This window comes from Nocardia sp. NPDC004568 (genome assembly GCF_040609955.1).
Lineage (GTDB): Bacteria > Actinomycetota > Actinomycetes > Mycobacteriales > Mycobacteriaceae > Nocardia.
Map to the genome: position 1 here is coordinate 54,168 of NZ_JBEXLL010000030.1, position 15,313 is coordinate 69,480.

11 protein-coding genes, 1 tRNA gene and 1 pseudogene are annotated in these 15,313 nt (G+C 67.5%); 5 read left to right on the forward strand and 8 right to left on the reverse strand.

The window, feature by feature from the left end:
* Positions 1–4: 4 nt before the first annotated feature.
* The 7 genes from ABZV91_RS16060 to aceE all read right to left on the reverse strand — a co-directional run bounded on the left by ABZV91_RS16060 (position 5) and on the right by aceE (position 10,999).
* Positions 5–2,077, reverse strand: coding sequence for a methyltransferase domain-containing protein (locus ABZV91_RS16060; protein ID WP_355241532.1), 2,073 nt, complete (start codon positions 2,075–2,077; stop codon positions 5–7).
* 473 nt (positions 2,078–2,550) lie between these two features.
* The gene (locus tag ABZV91_RS16065) at positions 2,551–3,984 is read right to left on the reverse strand and encodes a carboxyl transferase domain-containing protein (RefSeq protein ID WP_355241535.1); all 1,434 of its coding nucleotides are present in this window, start codon (positions 3,982–3,984) and stop codon (positions 2,551–2,553) included.
* Positions 3,985–4,109: 125 nt separating this feature from the next.
* Positions 4,110–5,360, reverse strand: a complete 1,251-nt coding sequence (locus ABZV91_RS16070) for a KasA/KasB family beta-ketoacyl-ACP synthase (RefSeq protein WP_355241538.1) — start codon at positions 5,358–5,360, stop codon at positions 4,110–4,112.
* 10 nt (positions 5,361–5,370) lie between these two features.
* Entirely contained in the window at positions 5,371–5,673 is a 303-nt protein-coding gene (acpM, locus tag ABZV91_RS16075) for a meromycolate extension acyl carrier protein AcpM (RefSeq protein WP_355241541.1), read from the reverse strand.
* A gap of 127 nt (positions 5,674–5,800) precedes the next feature.
* Positions 5,801–6,715 carry an ACP S-malonyltransferase gene (locus tag ABZV91_RS16080; RefSeq protein ID WP_355241545.1) on the reverse strand — a complete coding sequence of 305 codons (915 nt, stop codon included), beginning with the start codon at positions 6,713–6,715 and terminating at the stop codon, positions 5,801–5,803.
* A gap of 128 nt (positions 6,716–6,843) precedes the next feature.
* A complete protein-coding gene (locus ABZV91_RS16085) occupies positions 6,844–8,178 on the reverse strand; it encodes a helix-turn-helix domain-containing protein (protein ID WP_355241549.1) in 1,335 nt (444 codons plus the stop codon).
* A 10-nt stretch (positions 8,179–8,188) separates the two neighbouring features.
* Entirely contained in the window at positions 8,189–10,999 is a 2,811-nt protein-coding gene (aceE, locus tag ABZV91_RS16090; protein WP_355241570.1) for a pyruvate dehydrogenase (acetyl-transferring), homodimeric type, read from the reverse strand.
* Positions 11,000–11,242: 243 nt separating this feature from the next.
* On the opposite strand from aceE, the gene ABZV91_RS16095 reads away from it, so the two are divergent.
* The 5 genes from ABZV91_RS16095 to ABZV91_RS16115 all read left to right on the forward strand — a co-directional run bounded on the left by ABZV91_RS16095 (position 11,243) and on the right by ABZV91_RS16115 (position 13,806).
* Complete coding sequence (locus tag ABZV91_RS16095) at positions 11,243–11,797, forward strand: hypothetical protein (protein WP_355241551.1); 555 nt, start codon at positions 11,243–11,245, stop codon at positions 11,795–11,797.
* A gap of 129 nt (positions 11,798–11,926) precedes the next feature.
* Positions 11,927–12,349 carry a DUF3052 domain-containing protein gene (locus ABZV91_RS16100; RefSeq protein WP_030524044.1) on the forward strand — a complete coding sequence of 141 codons (423 nt, stop codon included), beginning with the start codon at positions 11,927–11,929 and terminating at the stop codon, positions 12,347–12,349.
* 68 nt (positions 12,350–12,417) lie between these two features.
* The gene (locus ABZV91_RS16105; RefSeq protein WP_355241554.1) at positions 12,418–12,882 is read left to right on the forward strand and encodes a peroxiredoxin; all 465 of its coding nucleotides are present in this window, start codon (positions 12,418–12,420) and stop codon (positions 12,880–12,882) included.
* Positions 12,883–12,915: 33 nt separating this feature from the next.
* Positions 12,916–12,990 (forward strand) — tRNA-Val (locus tag ABZV91_RS16110).
* A gap of 405 nt (positions 12,991–13,395) precedes the next feature.
* On the forward strand, positions 13,396–13,806 hold the full coding sequence (locus ABZV91_RS16115; protein WP_355241556.1) for an ester cyclase: 411 nt from the start codon (positions 13,396–13,398) through the stop codon (positions 13,804–13,806).
* A 17-nt stretch (positions 13,807–13,823) separates the two neighbouring features.
* On the opposite strand, the pseudogene ABZV91_RS16120 reads toward ABZV91_RS16115, so the two are convergent.
* Positions 13,824–15,130 (reverse strand): annotated as a pseudogene (locus ABZV91_RS16120) (IS701 family transposase).
* Positions 15,131–15,313: the final 183 nt, after the last annotated feature.

Below are 15,313 nucleotides of genomic sequence, written 5' to 3' on the forward strand. Positions count from 1 at the left end.
CCGGTCACCGGGCGAACGCCCGGTTCACCATCTCGTCCAACTCCGCCTGCCCCGCCGAGCCGCACTCCGGTTCCGCCGCCAGCTCCCGCACCCGGCGCACGATCGCACTCGCGGCCGGGGTCCCCGGATCCGGCAACGGCAACCGGGACACGTACTGGGTGATCCAGCGCCGCCGTCCGGAATAGAGCCGGTTACCGCAGACCGCGTCGTAGTAACGCAACCCCAGCGACGAGTTCGCGACTCCCATCATCAGGCAGGCCATATCCTCGGCGCCGGCGTCCCCGCCCAGGTCCGCCAGCGATATCCAGTAACAGTCGCCGTTGACCACCGCGCCGGACCGGTCCAGCGCGAAGCGGGGCCGGTCGCTGATATCCGGGAACACCACCTTGGGCGTCCGCCACAGGTGCGGCCGCTGCGGCACCCAGTGCTCGAACCATTCACGGCCCGCCCCGGTGAGATAGCCCCGTGCCGCCAGCACCTCGCGGTGCTGCTCGAGATAGGCGGCGGTGCGCGGATACCGCGCCAGATCCACCGGAACCCGGTGCGTACGAGTGAGGTCGTACGGATACAGCACCCGGGTCCGGCGCGACCGGTCGATCCGCCAGGGCCGCAGATCGTGATGGGTGATGAGGTCGCGCAACAGTTCCGGTTCGGCCGCCGGATCACCCCAGTGCGCCGCGATGAAAACCTTGTCCGCGTTGGTTTTGATCCCCACCCGGATCCGGCCCAGGTCCCCGAAGGTGCGCCACATCCGCTCGGCGACCCCGCGCAACCAGTCGTCGTGCCCGACCCGAGACATCCGCCATCCCACCGTGGCCGCCGCCGCACCGGACTCCGTGGCCAGCTCCCCCACCGTCACCGCGAACCGGCGGCCCTGCCGCCACACCGTCGCATCGCCGATTCCGTCCAGAGCCGCGAACAGTTCCCGCTCCTCGTTCGCGGCCCCCGCACCGGAGTCCGCACCGCGGGCCCGCTTTCCGGCTCGAGTATCTGCCCCGCTACCGGCCGGTCTCCCGCCCGCCCCCCGTCGCTGTGGAGCCGGACGGGTAGGTCCGGTCTCCAATGACCTGTCCCGGCGAGAAGACAGCACAGTCTGCACCGCGCCCTTCTCACCGGCGACTTCCAACCCGGCAGTTCCCGGCCCCCTGCCTGACCCGCCCACAATTCCCACACCCGCGATTCCCGGGTCCGCGCCCTTCTCACCCGCGACTTCGAACCCGGCAATTCCCGGCCCCCCGCCTGTCCCACCCACAATTCCTACATCCGCGATTTCCGGCCCCGCGATTTCCGGGGCCGTGAACTCTCCGCCCGCAACGGCCGGGTCCAAGGTTGCCGGGTCCGCGAGTTCCGGGTCCGGCGCAATCCCGGCCTCCTCCTCGTATACCGAGACGTACCGGCACTCCCCCCGCGCCGCACCGCGCACGGCGATCGTCACCGCCGGCAGTACCGCCGCCTCGAACAGCTTGGTATCGCCCAGGTCGTACAGCTCCACCGGTGTCAGATCGGCCAGCAGCAGCGCCCGCAGATTGGCTCCCGCCTTCGTGGTCAGGAACCGATTCGCGCACAGCAGACCCAGCACCCCACCCGGCACCATCAGCCGCGGCAGCGCCGCGACGAACGGATGCGTCAGATCGATTCGCCCCCGCAACCCGAACTGTCCCCGCAGCGCCTGCGCCGCCGCCCCACCCAACTGCTGAGTGCGGACATACGGCGGGTTGGCGATGACCGCGTCGAACGATTCGGCCGGCAACCCCGCGCAGTCGGCCAGGAAATCCGATTGCCGCCATTCGGCTTCCACCCCGGCCCCCGCCGCCCGCCGCCGCGCCAGCGCCAACCCCGCCGGATCCAGGTCGTACCCCACCAGCTCGACCGGCGCCCCGGGCAACCGCCCCGCCAGCGCATTCCTGATGGCGAACAACAGCTCCCCGGACCCACAGGCCGGATCCAGCACCCGCACCGGCCCGGTCGAGTCGATCCGCGCGGCCACCCGCCCGGCCAGGAAACCCGCAAGCGTCGCGGGCGTGTAGTGCCGGCCATGACGTTTGCGCTCGCGAGCCCCCGCTCCATCGCGTCCCATCAGCGCATTGTCGTCGACCGAACCCCACGGCCAGACACTTTCGGAAGAAGTGCGCCCTGTGGGCGGAGGATTGTAGACCCGACCCGACCCGACCCGACCCGACCCGACCCGCACGCACCGCGGGATGGACGGGCCCGCGAGACCGCGGCCCGAGACGCAGGCGCCCCGCCGCCGTCCGGGCACCCGACCCGCCCCGTCCGGATCCGCATACCGACCCGCGATCGAATGCACCGCAACCCCATGCGTCGAGTCTTACGAGACACCTCCAAGGGTTGAGCCGAAGGCGCGCCAAAAAACACAGCACCTTCACGAACAAGCCCGCAACTCCACCTGCACGAACAGGCAAAGCCCACCAAGCCCTCGCGGCTCATCGATCAGCCCGCTACCGCCCCGGCACAGCATGCAGCGAGCACCGACCGCGCACACCTACGCCCGCTCGGTATCCGCCCCCGGCGTCGGAACCGTCGCCGAGATCACAGCGGGATGTTCTTGTGGTGGCTGGGCTTGCAGGGTGCCGCCGCCAGCGCGGCCGCGATCTTGCTGCGCGTATGCGCCGGATCGATGACCTCGTCGACCACCCCGATCGACACCGCCCGTTCCACCCCACCGGCGATGGCTTCGTGTTCGGCGGTGAGCCGTTCGTGCAGCGCTTCCCGCTCTTCCTCCGGCGCGGCGGCCAGCGCCTTCTTGTGGAGGATGCCGACCGCGGCCTTCCCGCCCATCACCGCGACCTCCGACCCCGGCCAGGCGTAGACCGCGGTGGCGCCCAGGGAGCGGGCGTTCATGGCGATGTAGGCGCCGCCGTAGATCTTGCGGGTGACCAGCGTGACCCGCGGGACCCGGGCTTCGGCGAAGGCGTGCAGCAGTTTGGCGCCCCGGCGGACCACGCCGTCCCATTCCTGGCCGACGCCGGGCAGGTAGCCGGGAACATCGGTGATGACGACCAGCGGGATACCGAAGGCGTCACAGAGGCGGACGAACCGGGCGGCTTTCTCGGCGCTCTTGGAGTCCAGGCAGCCGCCCAGGCGCAGCGGGTTGTTGGCCAGAACACCGACGGTGCGGCCGGCCAGGCGGCCGAGTCCGGTCACCATGGAGCGGGCGTAGCCACCTTGCAGTTCTTCGAAGCTGGATTCGCCGTCGACATTGTCGAGCAGTTCGTGCACCAACGGTTTGACGTCGTAGGCGCGTTTGGCCGAGGCCGGCAGCATGGCCTGCAGGTCGATATTGCCGTGCTCGGCGGCGACGAGGTCGAATTCGCCCTGCTCGGCGAGCATCGAGACCAGGCGGCGGGCGCGGTGCACGGCGTCGGCTTCGTCGTCGGCGACGATATGGGTCACACCGGACTTCTTGCCGTGGGTTTCCGGGCCGCCGAGGGTGGCCATATCGACCTGTTCACCGGTGACGCTACGGACCACATCGGGCCCGGTGACGAACACGCGACCTTCGGGGGCCATGATCACGATGTCGGTGAGCGCGGGGCCGTAGGCGGCGCCGCCGGCCGCGAAACCAAGGACCACCGAGATCTGCGGGACCCGGCCGGAGGCGCGGACCATGGCCTCGAAGACCAGGCCGACCGCGTGCAGGGCCTCCACACCTTCGGCGAGCCGGGCACCACCGGAATGCCACAGACCGACCACCGGCGCGCCGGAATCGATCGCGGTGTCGATGGCGTCGACGATATGCCGGCAGCCCTCCACGCCCATGGCACCGCCCATGACGGTGGCATCGGAGCAGTAGGCGACGGTGCGCACGCCGTCGACCTCACCGACGGCCGCCAGCACACCCGACTTGTCGCGTGCGTGCAGCGGCAGGACCGTGCCGGGGTCGAAGAAGCGCTGGAGCCGCCCGAGGGGATCACGCGGATCGGTCGCAGTTTCCTGATGGCGGGCCGGAGCGATAGTCGTCATCGCGTTGTCTCCTCGAGAATGTGCGCCCTGAAACGCGGGCCACTGGGTGTCGAAGCCCGGACGGGGCCGCCCGGAAGAAACCCGGCGGCCCCGTCTGTGGGTCGTCGAACAGTTCGGGCGGACCGTCAGGCCCGGCCGAAGGCGAGCGCGACATTGTGCCCACCGAAACCGAACGAATTGTTGATCGCGTACTCGATCGTCTGCGCGCGGGCTTCGCCCTTCACCACGTCGAGGTCGATCTCGGGATCCTGGTTGTCCAGGTTCAAGGTAGGCGGCACGAGGCCGTCCCGGATGCTCAGGACAGTGAGTACCGATTCCAGCGCGCCGACAGCACCGATCGAATGTCCCAGCGCCGACTTGGGCGCGTAGACCGAGGGATGATTGCCGACAGCCTGGTGGATCGCCTTCGCCTCCGCCTTGTCACCGATCGGAGTGGCGGTGGCATGCGCGTTGATATGCGTGATGTCCTGCTTCGCCAGACCCGCTGTCTGCATGGCCCGGGTCATGGCCCGGGCCGCGCCGGTGCCCGAGGGGTCCGGCGCGACCAGGTGGAACCCGTCGGACGTGGTTCCCGCACCGAGCAGCCGGGCGTGAATGGTGGCACCACGTGCCCTGGCATGATCCTCGCGTTCGAGGACCATGAGCGCACCGGCTTCACCGAAGACGAACCCGTCGCGATCCTGATCGAACGGACGTGAGGCGGCCTTCGGATCATCGTTGCGGGTACTCATAGCGCGCATCATGGAGAACGCAGCGATCGGTACCGCATCGATGAAGCCCTCGACGCCGCCCGTGACGACCACGTCCGCGTCGCCCATGACGATCATCCGCCATGCATTCGCGATGCCCTCCGAACCGGACGAGCACGCCGAGACCGGAGTGACCACTCCCGCCCGGGCCTTCAGTTCGAGACCGACGTACGCGGACGGCCCGTTCGGCATGACCATCTGAACAGCGAACGGCGAGACTTTGCGGTAGCCGCCGCCCCTCAGACTGTCGACCGAACTGATGAGCGCGTCACCGCCACCCAGTCCAGTGCCGATGGCCACACCGAGCCGGTCCAGATCGACCTCCGGGCTACCCGCCTCGAACCAGACCTTGCGACCGAGAACGACCGCGAGCTGTTCGACGTAGGACATCCTGCGGCGCTCCGCCTTCTCCAAGAAGGGCTCGGGCCGTTCTTTGAGACGGCCGCCGATGCGGACCGGAAGTTTGTACTCCTCGACGAAGTCATCTTCGAGAAGGCCGATTCCGCTCTCGCGGTTGAGGAGACCCTTCCACGTCGCCTCGACGTCACCCGCGATCGACGTGGACGCCGCCAGGCTCGTGACGACGACGTTCGGGAAGTTCCCGTTCAAGGTGGAAGGAGTGGTCACGGTGTCGGCCCTACTCGGCGTTGTCGAACTTGGCCTTGAGCTCGGCGGCGGTGTCCGCGTTCTCCGCCTCGAGCTTCTGGATGTAGGCGACGGCGTCGCCGACGGTCTTCAGACCGGCCAGATCCTCGTCCGGGATCTTGACCCCGTACTTGTCCTCGGTCTGCACCGCGATCTCGACCATGGACAGCGAGTCGATGTCCAGGTCATCGACGAAGGACTTCTCGACGGTCACCTCGGAGGGTTCGATACCCGTAACCTCTTCGATGATCTTGCCGAGTTCCTCGACGATTTGTTCCTGGGTCAGAGCGGCCACTTCGTGGCTCCCTTCTAATTTTCTCGGTAGGGCTCTACATATTTCTTCGGGCCGAGACGACGCACGGTTACGTCGCTCGGTGCCGTGCTCCCGTCGAGAGTTCGTCGGAAACACGGCCGTAGGCAAGCTAGCCGGAGCCCATGAGCTCGGCCAGCCCGGGGATGTCCTCCGGGGTCTTCAGCGCCAGGTTCGGGGTGCCTTTGAGCTCCCGTTTGGCAATGCCGACGAGGGTTCCCGCCGGTGGCAACTCCGCCACCGCCGAAACACCGGCCTGCCGGACGGTTTCGGTGCACAGATCCCACCGGACCGGCCGGGTGACCTGCGCGGCGAGCTTAGCCACCGCGTCCGCGCCGGACTCGACCGGCTTGCCGTCGGCGTTCGACAGCAAGGGGCGAGTCGGCTCGTGCGGGGTGATCTCGGCGATCGCCGCCGCTACCGCCTGTTGGGCGGGAGCCATGAACTCGGTGTGGAACGCGCCCGCCACGGGAAGCGCCCGCACGCGGGCCTTCTCCGGCGGATTCGCGGCCAGTTCGGCCAGTGCGTCCAGGCGCCCCGCCGCCACGATCTGACCGGTGGCGTTGCGGTTGGCCGGGACCAGTTCCAGTTCGTCGAGCCGCGCCAGCACAGCGGCCTCGTCGCCGCCGAGCACCGCAGACATACCGGTCGGCTCCAGCGCGCACGCCTTCGCCATCTCGGTACCGCGGATGGCTGCCAGCGTAACCGCTTGGTCGGCGGAGATCACGCCGGCGACCGCCGCGGCGGCGAGTTCGCCCACCGAATGGCCGGCCACGATGGTGTCGGCCGGCACCCGCCGATCGCCGATCTCGGCGAAGGCGAGCAGCGCGGCCGCGACCACGAGCGGCTGGGTCACGGCGGTGTCGGTGATCTCTTCGGCGGTCGCTTCGGTGCCGAGCCGGATCAGATCCAGACCGGATTCCTTCGACCACAGTGCGAGGCGGTCACGAGCGCCGGGCAGGTCGAGCCAGGGCACGAGCATGCCGGGTGTCTGAGAGCCCTGTCCAGGGGCGAACAACGCGATCACGTACCTAAGAAAACACTGTGAGACCGCATTTGCGAGATGTCGACGTGAATAGAGCTTTGGGACTGGTTTTGTATGGTCTCCACAAAAGCCCGCGTGGTGTGTCCGGATCGACCGAATCGGGGTTCGCGTTACAGCCCGTCCTTGTCCAATGGGACAAAAGAGTCCTGTGAGGTTTGCGATGACGATTCGTTACGAGTTCGTGTCAAACGACCTACTGTGGCGGCGATTCGTAACACATACGCATCCCGCGGATTCATCGGATCACGACCGGTCACTTCCCCGATCCGCTTCAGGCGATACCGGACAGTATTTGGATGAACGTACAGTTGACGCGCGCACATTTCGACCGCACCGCCGCATTCCAGGTAGGCATCCAGGGTGTCCGCCAGGGCGGAACCGGCAGAAGCCAACGGAAGGACAAGGTACTCGACGAGCGCGTCGACCGCAGCTCGATCACCGAGTAGCGCCCGTTCGGGTAGTAGTTCCATGGCGTGGACCGGGCGCGGAGCCTCCCGCCAGCCGATCACCGCCTCCATCCCGGCCAGCGCCTCCAGGGCGCTGCTGTGCGCGGCCCCCAGCGTGCGCGTGGTCGGCCCGATCACCACCGGACCGTCCGAGAACGCCTCGGTGAGCAGATCGGCCATGAACGGCGAAGTGTGCAGGGCATCGCCCATGGGGCCGCTCACCACCATCACCAGGCGGGCGCCCTGGACCACCGCCAGCGCCGCCCGGCCGTGCCGGGCCGCGATGGTGTGCACCGCGCCGACCACCGACACCCCCTGATCCCGCGGCGGCGTACCCACCAGGACCGTCGCGGGGGCGGTCGCGTCCCAGTTCAGGGTGGCCGCCCGGGAGAGCATGTCGGGGCCGGTGTCGCCGCGTACCACCGCGTCCACCACCAGCGCCTCCAGCCTGGTATCCCAGGCGCCCCGGGACTCGGCCGCGCTGGCGTACACCGAGGCGGCCGCGAAACCGAGCTCGCGCCCGTATCGCAGCACCGCCTCGGTGAGCGCGACCAGCTGCCGGTCGTTACGCGCCAGGGCGGGCAGCCACTGTTCGAAGAACTCCATGGCCACCCGCACCATGTCCACGGTCTGGCGCAACGTCAGCCGCCGCGCCAGATCCTGCGGGATGACCTGGAAGGCGTCCAGGCTGAACCGGATATCACTGTCCGGGTCCTGGAGCCATTCCAAGAAGTTGACCACCGCGGTCTGCACCAGCATCTGCACGCCGGCGCGCTGCGCGGCGTCCAGGTCGGCGAAGAACGGCAACCGGTCCTGCATCGACCCCACGGCCTCGGTGGACAGCCGCCCGGAGAACTGCTTGACGCGTTTGAGCAGCGTGTCCGGTAAAGGGTCGCGGGTCTGCCGGTTCGGCGACAGCGCGCCGGTCGGCAGGTACACCTCGTGCTCGCTGGAGCCCTCGGAGACCCGGCGCGGACGCGGTGGTCTGCGTTCGATCATCGAACCGCCGTCACTCCGCGTCTCCGGCGCCGCCGGCGGTGAACTCCGGCGCGGCCGACACATCGTCGATGCGGTACCGGGCGGCGGCCTCGGCGGCCTTCGCCGTATCCAGCTTGCCGATCCGGCCCAGTCCCGCCAGCGCGGCGACCACGATGGATTCCGCGTCGACATTGAAGACCCGGCGCGCCGCGGGACGGGTATCGGAGAACCCGAATCCATCGGTGCCCAGCGTGGTGAAATCGCCCGGCACCCATTTGCGGATCTGGTCCGGCACCGCGCGCATCCAGTCGGTGGCGGCCACGAACGGCCCCTCGGCTCCGGCCAGTGCCCGGGCCACGTAGGGCTGTCCCGGATCCTCGCCCGGATGGTGCAGCGCCTCGATCTCGAGTTCGAGGGCCTCCCGGCGCAGCTGGCCCCAGGAGGTCACCGACCAGACGTCGGCGGCCACACCCCAGTGGTCGGCCAGCAACTGCTGGGCCCGCAGACCGTCGGGCACGGTGACACCGGAGACCAGGATCTGCGCCCGGACCACTCCGGCGCCACCCTTCTTGTACAAGTAGATCCCCTTGAGCAGGCCGTCCACGTCGAGGTCCTCGGGCTCGGCAGGCTGCTGGTAGGGCTCGTTGTACAGGGTGAGGTAGTAGAAGATGTTCTCCCCACCGAACCCGTCCACGCCCGGCGTACCGCCGTACATCCGGCGCAGGCCGTCGCGCACGATATGGGCGATCTCGAAGGAGAACGCCGGATCGTAGGACACGACCGCCGGATTCGTGGCCGCCAGCAGCAGCGAATGCCCGTCGTTGTGCTGCAGGCCCTCACCGGTCAGCGTGGTCCGGCCGGCCGTCGCGCCGAGGACGAACCCGCGCGCGAGCTGATCGGCCGCGGCCCACAACCCGTCACCGGTGCGCTGGAATCCGAACATCGAATAGAAGATGTAGAGCGGGATCATCGGCTCGCCGTGGGTGGCGTAGGAGGTACCGACCGCGGTGAACGACGCGGTGGAACCGGCCTCGTTGATGCCCTCGTGCAGGATCTGCCCGACCGCGCTCTCCTTGTAGGCGAGCATCAGTTCCGCGTCGACCGAGGTGTAGAGCTGGCCGTTGCGGTTGTAGATCTTCAGCGAGGGGAACCACGAGTCCATACCGAAGGTGCGGGCCTCGTCCGGGATGATCGGCACGATGCGCTTGCCGATCTCGGGGTCGCGCAGCAGCTCCTTCATCAGCCGCACCAGCGCCATCGTGGTCGCCACGTTCTGCTTACCCGAACCCTTGCGCACCGACTTGTACGCCTCGTCGCCGGGCAGTTTGAGCGGTGCGATGTTCGTCCGCCGCTCCGGCAGGAACCCACCGAGGGCCTTACGGCGATCCAGCATGTACTGGATCTCCTTGGTCTCCGGGCCCGGATGGTAGTACGGGGGCAGGTACGGATCCTTCTCCAGCTCGGCATCGCTGATCGGGATCCGCTGCAGGTCGCGGAAGTCCTTGAGGTCCTGCAGGGTCAGCTTCTTCATCTGGTGGGTCGCGTTGCGGCCCTCGAAGTGCTTGCCGAGGGTGTAGCCCTTGATGGTCTTGGCCAGGATCACCGTCGGCTGGCCCTTGTGCGCCAGCGCCGCCGCGTAGGCCGCGTACACCTTGCGGTAGTCGTGCCCGCCGCGCTTGAGGTTCCAGATCTCCTGATCGGACAGATCCTGCACCAGCGCCTTGGTGCGCGGGTCGCGGCCGAAGAAATGGTCGCGGACGTAGGCACCATCGTTGGCCTTGTAGGTCTGGTAATCGCCGTCGGGGGTGCTGTTCATCAGGTTCACCAGCGCACCGTCGCGGTCGGCACCCAGCAGCGCGTCCCACTCCCGGCCCCAGATCACCTTGATGACATTCCAGCCGGCGCCGCGGAAGAACGACTCCAGTTCCTGGATGATCTTGCCGTTACCGCGGACCGGGCCGTCGAGGCGCTGCAGGTTGCAGTTCACCACGAAGGTCAGGTTGTCCAGGCCCTCCATGGCCGCCACGTGGGCGAGACCGCGCGATTCGGGTTCGTCCATCTCGCCGTCGCCGAGGAACGCCCACACGTGCTGATCGGAGGTGTCCTTGATGCCGCGATCGTGCAGGTAGTGGTTGAACCGCGCCTGGTAGATGGCGTTCATCGGGCCCAGGCCCATCGATACCGTCGGGAATTCCCAGAAATCGCTCAGCAGCCGCGGATGCGGATACGACGGCAGGCCCTTGCCGAGGCCGCCGTGGCTGTACTCCTGGCGGAAGCCGTCGAGCTGATCGGTGCTCAGCCGGCCCTCGAGGAAGGCGCGCGCATAGATACCGGGCGAGGCGTGACCCTGGATGAAGATCGAATCGCCACCGCCGGGATGGTCCTTGCCGCGGAAGAAGTGGTTGAACCCGACCTCGTAGAGCGCCGCCGACGACGCGTAGGTCGAGATGTGCCCGCCGACGCCGATACCCGGGCGCTGCGCGCGGTGCACCATGATCGCCGCGTTCCAGCGGATCCAGGCCCGGAAGCGCCGCTCGGTCTCCTCGTCGCCGGGGAACCAGGGCTCGTTCTCGGTCGGAATGGTGTTGACGTAATCGGTGGACGTCAGCGAAGGAATGGAGACCCGCCGCTCACCGGCGCGTTCGAGCATCCGGAGCATCAGATAGCGGGCCCGGCCGGGGCCTTCGCGCTCGAGCATCTCGTCGAACGACTCGAGCCATTCGCTGGTTTCCTCCGGATCTATATCCGGTAGGTAAGACGCCACTCCTTCACGAATCACGCGGACTCGGCCACCGGCGGGCGAGCCGTTGGCGTCGCGAGGGGTGGGAGCGGAACCCGGCACAGCGGATTCCGCCGGGACGCCAGAGTGGATCAGATCGGTCAAAACTGCTCCTCGTACAGGGGGTGGTCGAGCTGATGGCTGCGGTGACCCCGAATGGCCCGCTGGTGTGCGGATCACTCGTGACGACTATTCCGGGCGTGCCCGCGCACTCGCGTGGCACGTCCCACATCATCATGTCAGCCGCCGATCCAGTACCGTTCGACAGGCACGTCTCACTGCGGTTACCGAGGAGTCGGGAGGACGATGGAAGGGCTGGACCCGCGCCGGTTCGGGCTGGTGTGCGCCGCGACGGCCCTGGTCGCAGGCGCCGCCGTCGCCGGTTGCGCACAGCAGGTCGAAGGTATCGCGACGCCGAACGCCGCCGAGGCGACCTCCTATCGCGAATATGCCTCGTCCTCGTCCGCCGCCGCCACTTCCTCACAGATCGCAGCCGCCCGCGACAAGGCCATCTCCGACAACTGCACCCTCTTCCCCGGCACCACGGGTGTCGGGGTGAGCAGGTACAACGAGTTCGTCGACGCCCACGACGACAATTCCCCCGACTACGACGCCAAACGCGACGGCGCCGTCACCGCGCTCGAGGACGCCGCCAAACAGGTCGAGAGCGGCGTGAACACCGCGGGCGCCCAGCTGCCCGAGGAGTTGCGGATCAAGTTCGTCGCCTATGTCGACTCGGCCCGGGCCCTCGCCCAGGCCACCCGGGAGATGACCTACACCTCCCCGGTGGGACCGCTCAACGATGCCAGCAAGCGCGTCAACGACGCGCGCAACGCGGTCCGCGATGCCTGCCCCAAGTAACCCGGATCGCCCGTCACCAGCGGTTTCGGACGACATAGAAAATTCGATCCACCCGATCGGCTTGCGTTAGGGCCGATAACCATGTTCGCTTGCAGATATCTGTAGTCGGGAGTTGAGGAGGACGCCACCGTGGTCGCCGCGGCGGACGATCAGAATTTCGCTCAGAAGCTTGGCATCACCCACGGCATGGTTGTCCAGGAGCTGGGTTGGGACGAGGACACCAACGACGACCTCCGGGCCGACGTCGAGGAGACCTCCGGCAGTGAACTGCTGGACGAGGACTCCGACGAGGTCATCGATGTCGTCCTGCTCTGGTGGCGGGACGGTGACGGGGACCTCGTCGACGAGTTGATGGAGGCGATCGGCCCACTCGCCGACGACGGCTTCATCTGGGTGCTCACCCCCAAGACCGGTAACGACGGCCATGTCGATCCCAGTGAGATCGCCGAGGCCGCCCCTACCGCCGGTCTCACCCAGACCTCGGCCATCAAACTCGGTGAATGGTCGGCCAGCCGGCTGGTGCAGCCCAAGGCCCCCACCAAGCAGCGCTGAGCCACCCACAGCTGTTTCCGCGCACCCCACGGGCCGGGGTGCGCGAACCCGAGATTTGGAGGATCCTCATGCCCCTCGAGGTCGGTGCCCAGGCACCGGAGTTCACCCTCAAGGACCAGAACAATCAGGAAGTCTCGCTGTCGGACTACCGCGGCGAGAAGAACGTCCTGATCGTGTTCTACCCGCTCGCCTTCACCGGCATCTGCCAGGGCGAGCTCTGCAAGGTCCGCGACGAACTGCCGCGATTCCAGAACGACAACACCGAGATCCTCGCGATCTCGGTGGGCCCGCCGCCCACCCACAAGATCTGGGCGGCCGAACAGGGCTACACCTTCCCGCTGCTGTCGGACTTCTGGCCGCACGGCGCGGTGGCCCAGCAGTACGGCGTCTTCAACGACGTGACGGGTTTCGCCAACCGCGGCACCTTCGTGGTGGACCGCGAGGGAACCATCCGTTTCGCGGAGATGAACGGCCCCGGAGAGCCCCGTGACCAGGCGGCTTGGGAGAAAGCGCTCGCCGCGCTAGATTCATAGACCGTTCCCCCCGGACACACTCCGGGGGGACCCGGGCGTATAGCTCAGCGGTAGAGCTCTGGTTTTACACACCAGCGGTCGGGGGTTCGAACCCCTCTGCGCCCACCACTGTGACCCAGCACAGAGGTACCTGCGATTCGCACGAATCGCAGGTAAGCGCATGGGTCCGCGGTCGGCTATGAACCACTCGGTTCGGGCATGGCCGGCGACTCCGAGATCCTGGCGCTCATCGACCGGCTTCCGGAGTGGAAGCGGCAACCGAACCTCGTCCTGGATACCGTCCGAGCACTGCGGTGCCACTGGACCCCGACAAAGGACCCGGAGTCCTCCCGAACATCACGCACCGGCTCTCGGTCCCCGTGGAGCAGATCGGGGGACGATTCGTCCTCTCCCTCGACGGCCGGCGGAGCGCACTCGCCGGAGGACACAGACAGACTCTCGACTAGTACTGCAACGGCAGCGCTGGTCGATGGGCTGTGGCCATCGCAGGGTGGGGTGAATACCGTGATGGTCGTGGATGAGAATGAGTACGACATCGCGCTGGTTGGGCGTCGGTTGTATGCGGCGTTGGATGCTCAGGACTGGTCGAGGCTCGACGGGTTGGTTTCGCCGGGGTTGGTGGTTCAGGTCGGTAGCGGGTCCGCGATGGGTCTGGCGCAGTGGCGGCGGAACCAAGAAGCGTTCTACCGGGGGTTTCCCGACGGTCGGCATGTCATCGAGGACATATTGATCGATCATGAGCGGTGTGTGACGCGGTGCCGATTCACAGGCACTCATAGCGGGTCCTTCGTTGATCTGGCGCCGACTGGCAAGACTGTGTCGGTAGGTGTCATTCACATCGACCGCTTCGACAAGGGCCGGTTGGTCGAGCATTACGGTCAACTCGACATGCATGGGCTGTTGCAGCAGTTGGAGGCCGTCTGATGCGTTGGTGCCGACACCTATGCCAGTGGGTGGCCGCGCCGCCGGTAGTGCAATAGCCGGGCTTGGTGCTGGCGGCGTCGCCGCCAGTTCGACCCGGCCCAGATGTGATCAGCGACCTGGCGTGGAGTCAGTATGAACGCGATCAGTAGGCGGCGGATCTCCGGTAGCGTGAGTGCGATCATGCCCTCGTCGAGGTTGTTGGTTCCCCTTTTGCAGCAGCTGTTTTCGACACGGCCAGCCAGGCCAGGGCGAGCATCGACAGGGTGATGTGGGCGTACCAGGCCCGCCAGGTGCGGACCTGGTAGTGATCCGAGCCCGGCCTCGCCCTTGGCCTGCTGGAACGCCTCTTCCACGTGCCAGCGGGACCCCGCAACCCAGGCCAGATCGACCAGCCGCGAACGGGCCGGGCCGTGGCAGATGTAATGGGCGATCTCGTATTCGCCCTTACTGTTGGGAGTCAGCGAGCGACGCCCCACCAACCAATGCCCGCGCCCGCATTTCCAGGTCCCGTCGATCTGCCGGCACGCCCAGTCGTATTCGCGTGGCCCGTGCGCCCCGGCGCCGACCGACAACCGCTGCCACCGTCTCGCGGGCAGCTCCCCGATCAGCGTGTCGGCACGCGCGACGCCGTCGGCGCGGGTGGTCATCGCGTGGTCACAGCGTGTGGCCATCACATACGACACACCGCGGTCCTCGAGCCACTCGCGCAGGTACCCAGCCTGACCACAGGCCTCGTCGGCGGTGAACCACGAAAACGGCACCCCCGCCGCCAGCGCCCGCTCCAGCATCGCGATGGCCTGACGCGGCTTGGTCGCGAACTCGACCTCGTCGGGGATACCCGCGACCCGGCACCGGTCGCGGTCATCGATCCAGGACTGCGGGATATACAGTTCTCGGTCGATCAGCGCATGCCCGCGTGGCGAAGCGTAGGCCAGGAACGTGCCGATCTGACAATTCTCGGTGCGCCCGGCCGTACCCGAGTACTGCCGCTGCACCCCTGCCGAACGCCCGCCCTTCTTGACGAAACCCGTTTCGTCGCACATCAACACACCCGCGCGATCACCCAGATGCTCGACCACGTACTCGCGCAAGTCGTCGCGGACCCCGTCCACATCCCACCCGCCCGTACGCAACAGCCGCTGAATCCCGTCCGGGCACACCGCACCGGCATGCTCGGACACCCTCCACCCGTTCTTGCGCTCCAAACCCGCTACAAGGCCCGACACATACTCCCGCGCCCGCGCCCGCGGCTCCACCGCCCGAACCGGCCCCCAATCCGCGACATCAACGAATCCAACTCGGCCACAACATGATCCAACACCACAAGCAACATCTACCAGCACCCCACCACTGAAAATGCCGTTGCAGTACTAGTACTCCAGCCGCACTTGGTTATGTTGTGCGGTATGTTCTTTCGTCGTGTCGATGGGCGAGGACCTGGCTGCGTGGGTGGCTGGGCTGGATGATCTGTTCGGGCTGGTTGCGGGGCGTTTCTATCGTGCGGAGC